14 protein-coding genes are annotated in these 15,116 nt (G+C 58.8%); 7 read left to right on the forward strand and 7 right to left on the reverse strand.

From position 1 onward, the window contains the following. The first annotated feature begins 3 nt into the window (after positions 1–3). Both ACVWY8_RS02600 and ACVWY8_RS02605 read left to right on the forward strand, forming a co-directional pair. Positions 4–699, forward strand: coding sequence for an ATP-binding cassette domain-containing protein (locus ACVWY8_RS02600; RefSeq protein ID WP_011431839.1), 696 nt, complete (start codon positions 4–6; stop codon positions 697–699). Continuing rightward, a complete protein-coding gene (locus tag ACVWY8_RS02605; protein ID WP_457393278.1) occupies positions 680–1,819 on the forward strand; it encodes an alpha-D-ribose 1-methylphosphonate 5-triphosphate diphosphatase in 1,140 nt (379 codons plus the stop codon). Before ACVWY8_RS02600 ends, ACVWY8_RS02605 begins: the two co-directional genes overlap by 20 nt. Positions 1,820–1,859: 40 nt before the next feature. Here the strand turns inward: ACVWY8_RS02605 and ACVWY8_RS02610 are convergent, their stop codons facing one another. Together ACVWY8_RS02610 and ACVWY8_RS02615 are read right to left on the reverse strand one after the other, a co-directional pair. Then, positions 1,860–4,214 carry a polysaccharide deacetylase family protein gene (locus ACVWY8_RS02610; protein ID WP_457393276.1) on the reverse strand — a complete coding sequence of 785 codons (2,355 nt, stop codon included), beginning with the start codon at positions 4,212–4,214 and terminating at the stop codon, positions 1,860–1,862. A 266-nt stretch (positions 4,215–4,480) separates the two neighbouring features. Beyond that, complete coding sequence (locus ACVWY8_RS02615; protein WP_071818135.1) at positions 4,481–4,972, reverse strand: phycobilisome linker polypeptide; 492 nt, start codon at positions 4,970–4,972, stop codon at positions 4,481–4,483. A 239-nt stretch (positions 4,973–5,211) separates the two neighbouring features. On the opposite strand from ACVWY8_RS02615, the gene ACVWY8_RS02620 reads away from it, so the two are divergent. Further along, positions 5,212–5,766: a DUF4079 domain-containing protein gene (locus ACVWY8_RS02620; protein WP_011431843.1), complete on the forward strand. Its 555-nt coding sequence runs from the start codon at positions 5,212–5,214 to the stop codon at positions 5,764–5,766. A gap of 33 nt (positions 5,767–5,799) precedes the next feature. Here the strand turns inward: ACVWY8_RS02620 and ACVWY8_RS02625 are convergent, their stop codons facing one another. Continuing rightward, positions 5,800–7,005, reverse strand: a complete 1,206-nt coding sequence (locus ACVWY8_RS02625) for an E3 ubiquitin ligase family protein (protein ID WP_414416699.1) — start codon at positions 7,003–7,005, stop codon at positions 5,800–5,802. Between the two features lie 497 nt (positions 7,006–7,502). Between ACVWY8_RS02625 and ACVWY8_RS02630 the strand changes: the two genes are divergently transcribed. Beyond that, a complete protein-coding gene (locus tag ACVWY8_RS02630; RefSeq protein ID WP_187147255.1) occupies positions 7,503–7,652 on the forward strand; it encodes a hypothetical protein in 150 nt (49 codons plus the stop codon). Positions 7,653–7,715: 63 nt separating this feature from the next. Here ACVWY8_RS02630 and ACVWY8_RS02635 read toward each other — a convergent pair whose 3' ends face one another. After that, positions 7,716–8,408: a response regulator transcription factor gene (locus ACVWY8_RS02635; RefSeq protein WP_457393274.1), complete on the reverse strand. Its 693-nt coding sequence runs from the start codon at positions 8,406–8,408 to the stop codon at positions 7,716–7,718. A gap of 207 nt (positions 8,409–8,615) precedes the next feature. Here ACVWY8_RS02635 and ACVWY8_RS02640 point away from each other — a divergent pair, with 207 nt between their 5' ends. Continuing rightward, complete coding sequence (locus ACVWY8_RS02640; protein ID WP_457393272.1) at positions 8,616–9,431, forward strand: Uma2 family endonuclease; 816 nt, start codon at positions 8,616–8,618, stop codon at positions 9,429–9,431. 8 nt (positions 9,432–9,439) lie between these two features. On the opposite strand, the gene ACVWY8_RS02645 is transcribed toward ACVWY8_RS02640, so the two are convergent. Continuing rightward, positions 9,440–10,621 carry a glycosyltransferase gene (locus ACVWY8_RS02645; protein ID WP_457393270.1) on the reverse strand — a complete coding sequence of 394 codons (1,182 nt, stop codon included), beginning with the start codon at positions 10,619–10,621 and terminating at the stop codon, positions 9,440–9,442. A 153-nt stretch (positions 10,622–10,774) separates the two neighbouring features. Here ACVWY8_RS02645 and ACVWY8_RS02650 point away from each other — a divergent pair, with 153 nt between their 5' ends. After that, positions 10,775–11,122: an STAS domain-containing protein gene (locus ACVWY8_RS02650; RefSeq protein ID WP_457393268.1), complete on the forward strand. Its 348-nt coding sequence runs from the start codon at positions 10,775–10,777 to the stop codon at positions 11,120–11,122. An 86-nt stretch (positions 11,123–11,208) separates the two neighbouring features. Here the strand turns inward: ACVWY8_RS02650 and ACVWY8_RS02655 are convergent, their stop codons facing one another. After that, positions 11,209–12,033 carry a tetratricopeptide repeat protein gene (locus ACVWY8_RS02655; RefSeq protein ID WP_414416701.1) on the reverse strand — a complete coding sequence of 275 codons (825 nt, stop codon included), beginning with the start codon at positions 12,031–12,033 and terminating at the stop codon, positions 11,209–11,211. 134 nt (positions 12,034–12,167) lie between these two features. Between ACVWY8_RS02655 and ACVWY8_RS02660 the strand changes: the two genes are divergently transcribed. After that, complete coding sequence (locus tag ACVWY8_RS02660) at positions 12,168–13,238, forward strand: 2Fe-2S iron-sulfur cluster-binding protein (RefSeq protein ID WP_457396790.1); 1,071 nt, start codon at positions 12,168–12,170, stop codon at positions 13,236–13,238. 9 nt (positions 13,239–13,247) lie between these two features. On the opposite strand, the gene ACVWY8_RS02665 is transcribed toward ACVWY8_RS02660, so the two are convergent. Beyond that, positions 13,248–15,029, reverse strand: a complete 1,782-nt coding sequence (locus ACVWY8_RS02665; protein WP_457396791.1) for an NADPH-dependent assimilatory sulfite reductase hemoprotein subunit — start codon at positions 15,027–15,029, stop codon at positions 13,248–13,250. Positions 15,030–15,116: the final 87 nt, after the last annotated feature.

A 15,116-nucleotide genomic window follows, 5' to 3' on the forward strand; every position in this document is an offset into this window, starting at 1 on the left:
AAGGTGTTGCAGGTCGTTAACTTAGAAAAGCGGTTCTTTCTTCACCGACTGGGGCGAGAGGTTCTGGCCTTCCAGCAGGTGAGCTTTTCCCTGCAAGCCGGAGAGTTTTTGCTGCTGGAGGGCCCCAACGGCTCTGGCAAGTCTTCTCTACTGCGAACCCTCTACCGCAGCTATTGGCCTACGGCAGGACAAGCCCTCCTGCAGACCCCTCTGGGAACGGTGGATCTGGCCCGCTTAGGGGATCGCGAGGTGTTAGCAATCCGCCGCGAGCGCATCGGCTACGTCAGCCAGTTTCTGGATCCCAGGCCCCGCACCACGGCCTTGGAGCTGGTTGCGGAGCCCTTGCTGTGGCAGGGAGTAGCGGAAAACCAAGCGCGACATCGAGCAGCAGAGCTGCTCCTGGAGCTGGGTCTGAAGCCAGAGTTGCTGGAGACTTTTCCAACCAGCTTCTCGGGGGGCGAGAAACAGAAAGTCAACTTGGCTCGCTCTCTCATCCACCCCTATCCGCTGCTGCTTCTGGACGAGCCCACCGCCAGCTTGGATACTGCAGCCAAGTTGGCCTTGCGAGAACGCCTACGAGCCTTGAAGCAGCAGGGAACAGCTATCATTGGCGTTTTTCACTCCTTAGACGATGTGTCGGGTTTGGTTGACAAAACCTATTCCCTGGAGGTGAGGGCAAATGTGGCTAGCAGGGCCTAAGCTAGTTCTCCCCGATGGTGTCCTCCCGGTGGGATCCCTGCGGCTGGAGGGGGAGCGGATTGCCGAGATTCGGCAGGGGCAAGTGGGGGAAGGGATCCCTTTGCGAGGACTTACCCTGGTGCCCGGCGTAGTCGACCTCCATACCGATAGCCTGGAGCCCGAGCTGGAGCCGCGCCCAGGGGTACAGCTGGCGGTGGACATGGCCTTGGGGATTTGGGAAAACCGAGCTTTGGCGGCGGGGATTACCACTGCCTTTGTAACTCTGTCCTTTTGGGAAGGCCTGCCTGGCTGGCGCAGCACAGAAACGGCCTTGGCTATGGCAGAGCAGTTGGTGGCGCTGCGTTCCCAGCTGGCTCTGGACTTGAGGATCCACGCTCGCTATGAGCTCTCGCGCCCCTTGGGAGCAGCAGCTGTTCGCCAAGCTCTCAGCCAAGGCTGGGTGGATCTCCTTTCCTTCATGGACCACACCCCCGGCCAAGGCCAATTCCGGACGCCGGAGGACTACATCCGCTACATGGCTCGCCAGCTGGCCCGGCCTTCCGAGGAGGTTGCCGCTAGTTTGGCGGCCAAGGCGGGGGAGGAGACCTTGCAGAGCTTTGCCCAATTGGCTCAGCAAGCGCAAGCTTTGGGGGTACCTTTGGCTTCCCACGACGACGACTGCCCCGCCAAGGTTCAGTTAATGGCCAAGATGGGCCTGAAAATTAGCGAGTTTCCGGTTACCCTAGCAGCAGCTTTGGAAGCGCGGAAACTGGGCCTGCTGGTGGTCATGGGGGCTCCCAATGCCCTGAGGGGATCCTCCCATGTCGGCAATCTCTCCGCTTCGGAGGCTCTACAAGTAGGAGCCCTAGGCGCCTTGGCCACTGACTACTCCCCCGCTTCAGCCTTGAGGGCTGCCTTTGCCTTGGCGGAGAAGCAGCTGCTGGATCTGCCCCAAGCCATAGCTTTGGTCACTCACAACCCTGCCCAGGCGGTTGGTCTGCAGGATCGGGGAGCCCTTCGCCCAGGCCTAAGAGCCGATCTAGTGGTGCTGCGGGAGAAACCCTTCCAGGTTATGGGTGTATTCGTTGCCGGCAGGCCCGTCTTTCTCAGAGATAGCATCTGTTGGAGGGGGGTCTTCTAGGCTTCCCGCCAAGGCCTAGGTTGGAAGGCGAAGACAAGACTTAGTCCTGCCCGAAGGCAACCCTGGGCAGCAGTTTCCGGGTTGGCTTGCGCTCCAGGGATAGGGCAGGCCGTTCTAAGCGCGTATCCACCAGTACCGAGGGAGAGGCCAAGTTAACGCGCTCCAGCAGACGCCGCAGCAGTTGAGCATCGATGATGTCCACCCCTTGGCGGGCTGTCGCCGTTCCGGCCACCAGGGGGGTAGGGGTGGCTGGAAGGGGGGATCCCATCTCACTGCGCCCAGGTTCGGCTAGCAGCAGTTCCGCCACTGCCTGGGCCAGTTCTTGGCCGTACACGCCATCGGGGCCAGAGGGGAGCAGATCCAGCCGTCCCTGCTGAGCAGCCAGGTGGCTCAACCCCAGTTGCACCGCCACTACGGCCGGGCCCCGATCCCCCTGCCTCACAGTGCGCTGGCCGGCCAGAATGCTCTTCAGTTGGGCCCTGGCTGCCTCTTGGTCGCTAGCCGGCAAAAGTTGCACCAGCCCTTCCAGCCGATCTCCCTCAGAGCCAGCCTCGGCTTCTGGATGGGGATCCCTTGCCCATAGGCGGTTCAGGTCGTAGAGCAGAATGGCATGGGGCACAGGGCGGCTGGGCTGGTTGGGGCCGGCATGGCCAGTAGCGAGGATCTCCCCTTGGTAGACCAGCGAGGTGCTAAAGCCAGAGTCCAGCAGCACCGCCTCGCGGATCCCACTTTTGGGCAGAAGACGGGCCAGGATGGCGGCGTTGACGTGGGTTTTGGTAACTCCGATCACTACCTGGTCTTGGTTGTCCACCCCAAAGAAAGCCCTGGGGCGAAACTCGGCGGCGCTAGAGAGGCGGAAGGAATCGATCTCCGCCTGGGAGAGGGCATGGCCGTCCTTAACCAGCCACAGGCCCGCCACAAACAGATCCGTAACATCCGGCATCAACTGGCGGATGTTTTCAAGCCGGGTCATAGTATCGGGGTCGAAGGGCACAAAGCGGATGCGATCCCTGCCCAGCAGCACCAGGGGGCGACCGCGCAGCACCTTGTCATCTTCGGGGCGACCGGGGATGAAGGTCTTGTGGTTGGCAGCCATCGCCGGCCCCACCATGACATTGCTGGCAGAGTTGATCCAAGGGATAGAGAAAAAGCTGCCATTGATGCCGGCATCGGCCTGGTAGCGCTGGACCAACGTCCTGACTTCGTAGCGCCGTTCTGCGTGCACTGTGGCTGCCCGTCCGCCGCGGATGGTGAGCACCCGCACCCCGTCAATGATCTCGTCGGTCAGAGCCAGAGGCTGCGTCACATCCAGCCGGTAGTCGGGGCTGCGGTTGAGGGTGAAGGCGCGGGCGCCAATGATGGCCTCGGTGATGCGAAACTGGTTAAAGCGTCGCACCTCCAGCAAGTTGGGCGATTGTCCTGTAAAACCGGGATCCATCGTAAAAGACATCCGGTAACCGGCATCGGCCAGGTATTGCTTCACCCGCTCGTCCCGGTTGCCTTCGGGATAGGCAAAGTAGTGGATGGGGTGGCCCAGCTCCTGCTCCAGCTTGGTCTTGCAGTCGAACACTTCCCGCCGCAGACGGGCATCGTCTAGCACCCGCAGGTCAGGAGGATGGTTGACGGTATGGGCGGCAAAGTCAATCAGCCCGCTGGCATCCATCTCCCGCATCTGATCCCAGGTGAAGTGATCCTTGCTGGTGGGCACGCCGACAAAGCCGGTTTGCACAAAGTAGGTGGCGGGGTAGTTGTACTCCTTCAAAAGGGGGTAGGCGTTCTCGTACAGGCCCAGGTAGGCGTCGTCAAAAGTGAGCAAAATGGCTTTTTCGGGCAAGGGATCCCCGTCCCGCAGGTGTTTGTACAGTTGGTCGATGTGGATGGGGGTCAACCCCGCCTGCTTAATGGCCTCAAAGTGTTGCCGCAGCTCCGCCGCCGTAGTGTCGAACCAGACCTGCTTGCGGCCAGCCACCACATCGTGATACATGATGGCGGGCACATAAGAAAGGCTGGCCAAGGGATCCAAAGCAAAGGGATCCCGCTCCAGTTGGGTCTCTAAGGAGATGGGCAAGCGCTGTTGAGCCGCTTTAGCGTGGGCGCGGGGGGCAGGGATCTCCGCTAGAGGTGGCGAGAGCCCCGGCAGGCGGCTGACCCAGTCGGGATGAGCAGTTGCCCAGGCCACCAGGGCCCCAGCCCCAAATCCCAGCAGGATCACCAGCAAGCTTAAGAAGGGGAGTAACCTCGGTCGAGACTTGGCCAGCGGACGTCGAGAGGAAGAGGAAAAGCTTTGTCGTGGAGTGGGCGAGGGGTACGGCTGGGATCCCCTTGCTGACCCAAAGCCTGCATGGCCTTGGGGCATCGACCCTCCCAAGCGCGTCGGCTGTCGTCGAGATGTCATGGCCTCACTCCCCACTCCCAATTGCAAAAGCTCAGCCCTCGCCGGAACGCCTTTTCCTACCCAAAGCCCACCCCCAGGACAGCAGGAAAAGGCAGCCTTCCAGGCAACGGCAAAACCAACGCCAGCCTACCACCCCATCCTCAGGTTGAGGATAGGGGAGAAATCGCCGCATGCTTTCTACAGGGATCCCTCGTTGAAATTGTTTGAACCAGAACGGCCTGGACGGGTGGCCTGAAAGAACCCAGAACCTCCCAGGAAGCCGCCCGCTACTCAAGGGTGCTTAGCAGATTGGACTCGGCAATGCTGACGATCTTGCCTCCCATTTGGGTGATCCGTTTCACTTCTTGGGAAAGGCGGCTGAAGGGCACTTTGTACTCGACAACACTTCTGCGCACACCTCCTCCCACGAGGCCGGATACCTTGATGGCGAAGATTTTATCGCTATTGGGCAGCCCTCCTTCTGAGCTGCTGGCCTGAGCAACCTCTGGTTCTGGAGCCGATGCCACCTGAGGCGCCGTGGCGACGCTCTCCCGCTCCAGGAGTAGCCGCCAGCTGCGGGGATAGGCAGGCGCCAAACGATAGACCACCTTATAGGAGCCGGCTATGTGGTCATCCTCGGCCTCCACCTTCACCACAGTTCCCGCTGGAATGTCCAGCTTGGCCCCCTTAGACATGACTTTAATTCCCGGCCAATTGGTGGGCACATCCGTCAGCAGCTCGACCTCAAAGGCTTGATCCCCCAACAACAACTTGGCCATCTCAACAACTCCGTTTTGCTCAGCACTCAGTGGCGAGAGAGCCGCTCACAGCCACAGCTTTACCGTCAGACATTCTACCGCTGCCAGGTGCCCACCAGAAGCTTCCCGCTGGCATGGGTCAGCTGACGTCCTCCCTTCAACGAATTGAGGGAGATCACTGATGTCCTCCCATTCTAGAATTGGGGTGTTGTAGATTTGTTAAGCAGCTGTAGATTTATTGCGGAGGTAGAGGGAGCGCCATGAACCTGTTGAGCTTGGCCTTGCCGGATCTGTCGGCAGCTTCGGATGGGTTAGCCGCCACCTTGCAGCCCGTAGCCCAGTTTTTTGCCGGCCTTAACTTGCCCCAACCCATTGTGCAATGGGGTCACCCCTTGATGATGGGGATCGTGGTGGTGGTGATGGGCAGCTTTGTCGGCCTGACTGGGTGGCGAGGACGGGCCTTGCGTCTGGCAGCCGCCTCCACAGCGCCAGAGGGATCCCTGCCGGAAGCGGCCCAGAAGCCTCTGCTTGACCACCGCAAATTGGCCCCCTGGATGGCCACCTTCATTGCCTTGGGCTACACTGGCGGCCTTCTTTCTCTGGTGATGCAAGGGAAGCCCCTGTTGAGCAGCCCCCATTTTTGGACGGGATCCCTGGTGTTGCTGTTGTTGGCGGTGAATGGAGCTTTGTCCCTCAGCGGCTTTGGGGGCAACCGCGCTGCTTTGCGCACCACCCATGCCTATGTGGGCAGCCTCATTCTATGTGTACTGTTTGCCCATGCCCTGCTTGGGCTCAAGCTGGGTTTGTCGTTGTGAGTGGCAGTAGGCTTCCCTCTGCCTGGGCAGGAACTAGCGATAAGGCTGCAGGGATTGCAGCAGGTGGAGCACGGTGAAAATGCCGATACCCAGCAGGACGACGGATCCCACCAGGTAGCTGCTGGCATTGGAGCGCTGCTCTTCCAAGAGGGCTTCAGGGGATTTGGGGGCAATCATAAACCTTTCCCCAGAAAGGGGTTTTCGGATCACGGGATCCCCTGCCTCAAAACGCACCTGCCCCATGGTAAACGCCATCGCATCCACCGGAATCACCCATTCCTTATAGATAAAAGCTCGGGTGGAGCGATTTTCTGTTCTCACTCCGGAAAGGTAGCGCTTGAGATTGAAGTTGAACCGGCTGGGCCCTTTTCCTGGAAAAATATGCTCATCCACAACCGACATAGCCTCTATCTCCGCACCTGTGGGATCCACCCTCACCCTTCCAGTTTCGTCTTCGATGAAAAAAGGGATCTGGCGAACCACCGAGTGAAGGGTTTCGTCTCTCGTTCTCGTCTCTCTTTCAAGGAGATATTCCCGACCTGTGCTCGGATCGTAATACACGTTGGCGTAGTGTTTTTGGGGAGAGCTTACTTCGGAAAACGGCGATTTTTGAGGATAGCCTGGAGAGCCAAGCTGCTGGGGGTAGTCGGGGTAACCAGGCTTTTTCTGGAAAGAACCGGAACCGGGGTAGCCAGGGTTGGGCTTTTGTGGAAAAGAATTAGAGTAGTCGGGATCAACCCTTTTCTGAAAAGAACCGGAGTCAGAGTAGCCCAAGCCGGGCTTTTTCCCGACCATCTCCCCCGGATAGGATTTTGCTCGGGATCCCAAGCGTAGAGCGTTCTGATATTCGCCTTCGCTGATCCGTTCGCTATACGCTACATCGCCTTGGCTATTCAAATACCTTCGATAGCATTCGATCTCGTCATACTCCCAAGAGATCTCAGACTTGTAGTAGACGCAAGGCTGTCGCGAAAGTTCCGATACCAAAGGCCGATCGCACACAACCCTGCCGTAAACTTGAGCCAAGTTTGCTCCTTTTGCCTGGGGGTTGGTCTGACCGAGATGGCGAAGCTCGGCTATCTTGAGCAACCGAGTTGCAGAGAGCTGTTGAACCAACCTTTGGGAGCGCAAATACTCAACAAACGAAAACAGAGAGGCAGGAAGACAAAGCAGACCAAGCAGCATCAGCCAGTTCATAAAGGCCTTCCTTTCCGGGGGTGGGAGTGAAGTTGGCCTCATGCTAGCAGTTACCTGTGAAACAGGATTTAAGAGAAGTTTAAGGCAATCCCGAATGCGGGCAGTTCCAAACTTTACCAAGAAGCTAGGCCTGAAGCCCCGCCCTTCCAGGACGGCTTTTGCCCTGTTAGACCTGCGATAAGATACACCCACGCTGGTCAGAGAAGCCAAACTCCTCAACGCCACTCCAGCGCAGTACCAAGCCTTGGATGACAGAGTACACCGGCCAGGTGGTGGGGCTGGATGTGGGCGACAGCAGTGGGCAAGCTGTGCCGTGTCTCCAGTTTTTGCGTCGTGCCGAAAGGAGATTGAAGCAACAGCAAAGAAGACTGAGCAGAAAGTTAGGCCCACGGCCCGCTGGCGTGAATAGGAAGGGGGTAAAACCTCAATACAGCAACTACCACAAGTAGAGGAAGCGGCTTGGCGAGGTACACTTCAACCAAATCAAAGTCTGGCGCCAGCGTAGAGACCGGGTTATTGAGCTAGCCCAGTGTGTGGGAATGTCTCACGACATTGTGGTTTATGAGGACTTGCAGGTGCAGAACTTGGTGAGAAATCACCACTTGGCCAAGTCTTTCACGCTAGCGGCGCGGAGCGCTTGGGGGAACGACTGGGGAGATAGGCACCGCCGTCGTGGAGGGGAAACCTGATACAGCTAAGTGCTGTCGCAGAACCAGGAACCAGAATCCTTGCTCTTTGGGGCGGGGGGCATGTCAATCGCGCAACACGTAGCCTACCCCGCGCACCGTCTGGATAAGGCGCTTCTCCCCTGGGCCTTCGATCTTGAGGCGCAAGTAGCGAATATAGACCTCGATGATATTGGAGTCGCCCGTGAAGTCGCAGCCCCACACATGCTCTAAGATCTGTTGGCGGGTGAGCACCTGACGGGGGTGTTCCATCAAGTAGCGCAACAGGTCGTATTCTTTGGCCGTCAGCTCCACCTGTCGCTCTCCCCGGGTTACCTCCCGCGTTACGGGATCCAGAATCAGATCCATGAACACCAACTGGCCGTCGCGGGATCGCCTTGGCTGCCGCAAATAGATCCGTATCCGAGCCAGCAGCTCCTGAATGCTGAAAGGCTTGACCACGTAGTCATCCGCCCCAGCGTCCAAGCTTGCTGCCCGATCCGCCACCTCATCTCTGGCGGTCATCAGCACCACGGGCACGCGGTTGCCCGTTGAGCGCAGCTGCCGACAAAGGTCCAGGCCTGAGATCCCGGGCAACATCCAGTCCAGCAGCACCAAGTCAGGGCTATGGTTGCGGGCTGCCGCCAACCCCGCCGTGCCATCGCTGGCCACACTGACTCGATATCCCTCACCGGCCAGCTCGGTCTCTAGGAAACGGGCCAGCTTGGATTCGCTTTCGATCACCAGGATGTGGGCAGAAGTGGGTTCAAGTTCTGGCATACGCTCTCTTGCTGAATCCAAGGAAGACGCCGAAAAACTTGCTCATTGCCCCCAAGCATATCTCAACCGTATGGATTGGCAGTCGAGATGACTGAATCCGTCCTAGCCTGCAACAGCCTTGTGGAATTGCCTGGGGTTGATATCAGCAAGTGCTTTGAGTTATTCAAAAGGCATTCATGTACCTTCTCACCATGAGTATCCTAAGCCATGACCCTCTCTCCTGTTCGGCTCACCCCGCCCCTACCTCCCATTCGATGGGAAAAACTGCCGGAAGACTTTCCCTTGCCGGATGAGCCTGTGGAAAGCACCTTACAGCCCCTTTTGGCTGCTGCTCTGCGTGAGGCATTGGAACTCGCTCAGATGATCCCTGCCCAGGCTTTGATCGCCTCCAACTTTGGCCTTTGCAGCACTGTCGGGGACAAGGTGGTGGTGAAAGCCCCCGACTGGGTTTATGTGCCCGCAGTACAGCCGATTCCCGAAGGAGAGATCCGCCGCAGCTATACCCCACACTTAGAAGGGAATCCCCCGGCGATTGTGATGGAATTCATCTCCGAAACCGAGGGCGGCGAGTACTCCATCAATCCCCACTATCCCTATGGAAAATGGTATTTCTACGAGCGCATTTTGCAGGTGCCTGTCTATGTAATCTTTCATCCCAAAACCGGTGAGCTGGATGTCTACCGCCTGGAGAATGGCCGCTATACCCCTGTATCGGCGGATGAAAACCGTCGCTACTGGATCCCGGAGATTGGCTTGTTTTTGGGGGTGTGGCGGGGACAAAAAGCCGAGACCAAAGCCAACTGGTTGCGGTGGTGGACTGCCGATGGGAGTTTGCTGCTGTGGGGGAGTGAACATATAGAGCAGGAGCGGCAGCGGGCCGAACAGGAGCGGCAGCGGGCTGAACAGGAACGGCAACGGGCCGAGGCGGCAGAGGCAGCTCTCGAACAAGCCCGTCTGGAACAGCAGCGCCTAGCCGCGAAATTGCGGGAGTTGGGCGTGGATCCCGAGGCAATAGCCGATTGAGGGCTCTCCTAGTAGGTGCGCCCGCGCCAAGAGCGGGGCCGGCTGAGGGCAGATAGGATTATCCGCAGAACGGCCAAGGGATCCGCCAGAGGCGACATCCAGAACGTCCAAGGGGGATCCTGATAGGAGCCGCGAATGCCCAGCAGTACACCTAAGCGCAGAATCAGTAAGCCTAGGTTAAGCCCCAGCAGCACCTGCTCCGTCAGGGAAAAGGGAAACCCCATCCCGGCTTTGCCCAACAGCCCTACAACCACCGGCCCAGGGATCCCTTGGGTGAGGACGAGGAGAGCTATATCCCCCCACAACTGGGCCACAGGGGTGGCATCTTTCAAATCCAAAGACCGCCCCCACTCTCGCCAAGTTTCGCCAAAAGAAGTGTACATGCGCACCTTGAGCAGGTGCCGACCGTCGTAAAAAGCTACTTTAAAGCCGGCTGCCGCAATCTGCCGCACCAAGGTGACATCGTCACAGAAGGAGGCCCGCGCCACTGTGTAGCCATTCATCGCTTCCAGCACCGACCGGCGCACCAGCATACATTGCCCATTGGCCATCGTCCGTTCTGGCAGGGTAGCCCTGTCTCCGGCTGCCCCATAGCGATAGATCAGGGTTACCAAAAGAGCCGGTTGCAGCCAGCCTTCCCCCCAGTGCTGCAAGATAAACTGCGGTGCCAGGGTGATCAGATCCAGACCTTGGGCCTGGGCGGTTTCCAGCAGGCGCTCCACCAAGCCTGGCTGGGGGCGGGTATCGGCGTCGATGCCCAGGATCCACTCAGAGGCCGGATCCGACTGGAGAAATCCGTAGTGCAAAGCCCAGGGGCGGCCCACCCATCCGCCGGGGAGGGGATCGTCGGTCAGCAGGCGAAAGCGGGGATCCCGCTTGGCCATCTGCAGCACTTTTTCGGGGGTGCCATCTTGAGAGCGGCTGTCCACCACCAGCACCTCCCGCAGGACGGAGCTCTGTTGGTGCAATCCTTCCAGGCAGGGATCGATGCGCTCGGCTTCGTTGAGGGTGGGCAACAACACGCTGACCAAGCCCGGCTGCAAAGGGATCCCAGGCTGACCGGGAGGCAGAGGGGAAGGGCGCCGCAAAGAGGGCAGCAGCCGCGCCAGCAGCACCGCCAGCATCGGCACTTGCATAACCAATAGACTCAGGGCGGCAGCATCTCCAGCCCAGGCAGGGATCCCGTTCATGCCAGTTCTAACCTGTAAGGGAAAAGTGTCCAAGAATGCTTGCAAGAGAAGCCCAGGGAGGACAAACTCATACTCATGGTGATTTAGCAATTCAAAATCAGTCTGGTTGCATCGTGCCTGTGCCCATTCCCCCTCAAACCTGCCGGGCTCTTCATGGATGTCTTCATCCGGCTCAGCCACAAGGGATCCCCTGTTACAGTTGTGAAATTGCACAGTGAAAGGCTCAACGCCGCGATTGCCCGCGAGGTACGGAAAGAGCTAAGCCAAATTCTCACCAAGAAACCGGGACATTTCTTGTTGGATCTTAGTCAGGTTAGCCTGATCGACAGCATGGGGTTGTCGGTTCTGGTTTGGGCGCATCGCCATTGCCGCGCTTCGGGCTATCAACTCAAGTTCTGCAGCCTGCAGGAGCAGGTCAAGCTGCTCTTCTCCATCACCGGCTTGGATGCCATTTACGAAATCTACCCCTCTGTAGAAAAGGCGCTTGAGTCTTTTCCGTAGCTCTTTCTATTGGGTCGACTCAGAACTGCCATGGTACCAACAGGATCCTACCAACCCCGGGATTAGCCCAGAGGTTGAAAACCCGCTCAGGGAGTGGGGTTATCGTTTTGCCTCTCGACCGTCTGGGGCCGGTTCACCTGAGCATAAATCTCTGCTTGCTGCTGGATTTGCTCCCGAACTTGGGGCGGGGCCAGCCGGGCTGCTTGCTCAAACAGCTCAGGCGCTTTTGCCCGTAGGTTTTCATCGGTGGCGGAGCTGAGGGCTATGGCTTTGCCCAACACGGGGGTGAAATCACTGGGATCCGCCGCAATCAACTTGTCGTAGAGGACTACAGCTTTCTCAGTCTGGTTGTTGCGGGCGTAGACAAAGGCCAAGCGCAAACGTACATCATTATCTTCCGGCACTTCTTCAAGATGCTTCTCCAGCAGGGCAATGGCCTCAGAGGTGCGGCCCAGGGTTAGCTGCACATCCACCAACTGCTGCAGCACCTGGCCATCTTTGGGATCCCCCTCGTAAAGGATCTGGAGCTGTTCTAATGCCCCTTCAAAATCCCCCGTATCCTGCTGGATTTCGGCCAAAAAGGCTCTCAGTTGCCGATTTTCGGGCTCCAGTTGTACCAGCTTCTTCAGCGGCTCAATGGCCCCTTGCGGCTCGTTCAATTGCAGTTGGGTGTCGATCAACCCCCGCAGGGCAATGGGGTTATCCGGCTCCCGCTCCAGCACGACGCGATAGCCGTCTGCCTGGGCCCGCAGTTGCTCGGTTACCAGGCTGGCCTCTGGAGATTCGGAAGGCCCGAGGGCCTGGAATAGCGGGCCAAAGGAGAAGCCCAAGAAAGTTACCGTGCCCACCACCAGCAGCAAAATGTTGAGGAGCTTGCGGGCTGGGGATTCTTGGGGTTTGGACTGAGGCATAAAGGGCTCGCGCAGAAGACTCCTCTGTACTCTATCATCGGCGCCGGGGCAGGCTGCGGGGTGAGGTTACCCAATACCCAAAACTTTTGAAAACAGCATCCAAGGGGAGGGCAATGCCGTACTGAATTTAGGTAGTGCTGAATCTTTTTGCCACCCCTCACTCCCTCTTAACCATGCGGATCACCTGTTACCCCGACAACCTCACCTTGGAAGCCAATCCCCTGCTCACGGTTCTGGAAAATCTGCTCAAGGCGGGGGTGCGCCATGTCCATGCCTGTGGGGGCAATGCCGCCTGCTCCACCTGTCGCATCCTGATTTTGGAAGGCAGCCAAAACTGCCGCAGCATGACTCCTGCCGAGAAGAAGTTAGCTCAACGGCTAGACCTTCCTGTACATATTCGTCTGGCCTGTCAAACCCGCATCACTGGAGATGTCACCCTCCAACGGCTGGTGATCGATAAAGCAGATGTGGAAGTGGCCCAACATCAATTGCAGGCCCACTCGGTCGGCAGCCAAGTCACCGCCGCCATTCTCAGCGCTTCCCTGCGGGGGACGGCCAACTTCGACGAGGAGAACTTTCCCTACGATGTTGTCTACACCTTGGGTCGCTACTTCACCCAAATGGGGGCCTTGGTGCAGCAATATGGGGGAGTACTGGCCAACCAGAGCGGGCTGAGAAGTCTGGCTTTGTTTGGTCTCAAACAACCCGAGCTGGCCGTACAGCAGGCACTGCAGGCGGGATTGGCGCTTGGGCAGTCGGTGGTGGAGTTGAACAGGTGTTTGCGGCAACTCTCCTACCCGCAGGTCAAGCTTGCCATCGGGATCCACCACGGCCCGGTTCTTCTGCTCCCCATTGATCCCCAAGATCCGCAGCGGTTGTCCGCCTTCGGGAAGTCGGTTCAGTTTGCCACCTGGCTGGAGTCGGTTGAGGATGTTTCGCAAGGGGGGGAACAGACTGAGGAACAGAGCTCCCGGTTGCTCATCTCGGCAGCCGTGTATCGAGCCCTGGAAGGGCAACTCCTGCAGGTGGAGCCTCTTTCGGTGAAACCCGTTCCCAACGCCAAACCCATCCGAGTTTACAGGGTGCACCCTGACCAAGTTAGCTTGCCGGCTGGCGAGGAGGAAGCTCCAGAAGCAGCCAAGCCCGAACCGATTGGATGGCTGGAAGCGCTCCGGGAATGGCTACAGGCTTGGTCTCGTTTTTGAGGGATCCCTTCAGGCAAAAACGCCATCCCTTTGCTGAACTTGGGCCTGCAAATAGGGGATCCCCATCCGGTGGCAGTAGTCGCCGAAGCTCTCGCCAGGACGGCGCTCCTGCTTGTAGGCCTGCAGGAGAACTCTCATCAGCGGCACGATCTGGCTAATGTGCACCCGCTCCTGAAACACTTGCGCCAGGCGATCCCCGCGGGGGCTGGCTCCCAGCCAAATCTGGTAGTAGCCATCGGGGGCGGATCCCACCAATCCCAGCTCGGCCAGGTAGGGTCGGGCACAGCCGTTGGGGCAGCCGGTCATGCGTACCAAGAAGGGCGAATCTTGCAGATCCAGCTCCTGCAACAGCTGATCCAACTGGCGCACCAGCCCTGGCAAAGCTCGCTCCGACTCAGTAATGGCCAAGCCGCAAGTGGGCAGCGCCGGACAGGCCATCGACAGCCGCACCAGTTGAGGGATCTCTTCTTTGGAGAGCACCCCGTGGGACTTGAGGATCTGGTTGATGGCCTCCCGTTGGTGCTCTGCAATGTCGATGAAGAGCAAATCCTGAGTGGGGGTCAGCCGCATGTCCAGAGAAAACGCCTCCACAATCCGGCGCAGTGCCGTTTTGAGCTGTCGCTCTGGGGTGTCCTGGATGCGGCCATTTTCAATGGAGATGCCCAAAAACCAACGGCCATCCCCCTGCTCGTGCCAGCCTAGGTAGTCGTCGCTGTTGGGGACAAACTTGGGCATGCGCCGGAAGGGCAACAACTTCTCCCCCAGGTACTGCTCGACCACACGGCGAAACTTGCGGATCCCCCAATCTCTCACCAAGTATTTCAACCGCGCCTGCTTGCGGTCGTAGCGGTTGCCGTAGTCCCGCTGTACCGCCAAAACCGCTTGGCAAACCCGATACACCGATTCCGGCGGGGCAAAGCAGAGCTTTTGGGCCAAAAGGGGCTGGGTTTCTTCCTTGCCGTGGGTACGCCCCATGCCCCCACCCACCACAATGTTGAAGCCCTTCAAGTTGCCCTTGCGATCCGTGAGCACAATCAAGCCCAAGTCCTGGGAGTACACATCTACCGTGTTTTCCCCAGCTACGGTGATGGCTGTCTTGAACTTGCGGGGCAAATAGACGGGGCCATACAGAGGTTCTGGCCCCTCCAGGCGCACCCCGTTGCCCACAAACTGCTCTGCTTCCCGCACTTCCTCATCCACCGGTGGGATGGGAACCGGCTCCCCATCCACCCAGATCTCGTAGTAGGCAGAGGTCTTCGGAGCCAACAGATCCGCCAGCTTGCGGGCATACTCTTGGGCATAGCGATAGGCAGGGCGATTTTTGTAGGGGGCAACCGGTGCCATCACGTTGCGGTTGACATCGCCGCAGGCGGCCAGGGTGGATCCCATCTGTTTGAGAATGCTGGCTATGGTGGCCTTGAGGTTTTTCTTGAGGATCCCATGCAACTGAAAGGTTTGCCGCGTTGTGGCTCGCAGGGTGCCATTGCCGTACTCATCGGCCAGCCGATCCAGGGTCAAGTAAAGCTGGGGGGGCACGTGTCCCCCTGGGATGCGGGTGCGCAACATCATCGAATAGGCCCGCTCCAGCCCCTCCTGCTTTCGCTGCTGCCGCCGATCCCGGTCGTCCTGCTGGTAAGCCCCGTGAAACTTCAGCACCTGCACCGCTGCTTCGCTGAAGTGGGTGGTGTCTTGGGCCAGCTCCTGCTGAAGGGGATCCCGTAGAAAGTGGCTGTCTGCCTTGATCTGCTCCACCTTGGAGCGCTTGGCCTCGGATGGGATCATGGGGGGCATTGGTGATCTCCGGTAAACCGGTCGGAATACTTGTGAATAACAGGCTATCACCTCCTTTGAAGAGCGTCCAGTTGGAAAAGTCAGCCT

The organism is Thermostichus sp. OS-CIW-32 (genome assembly GCF_054060415.1).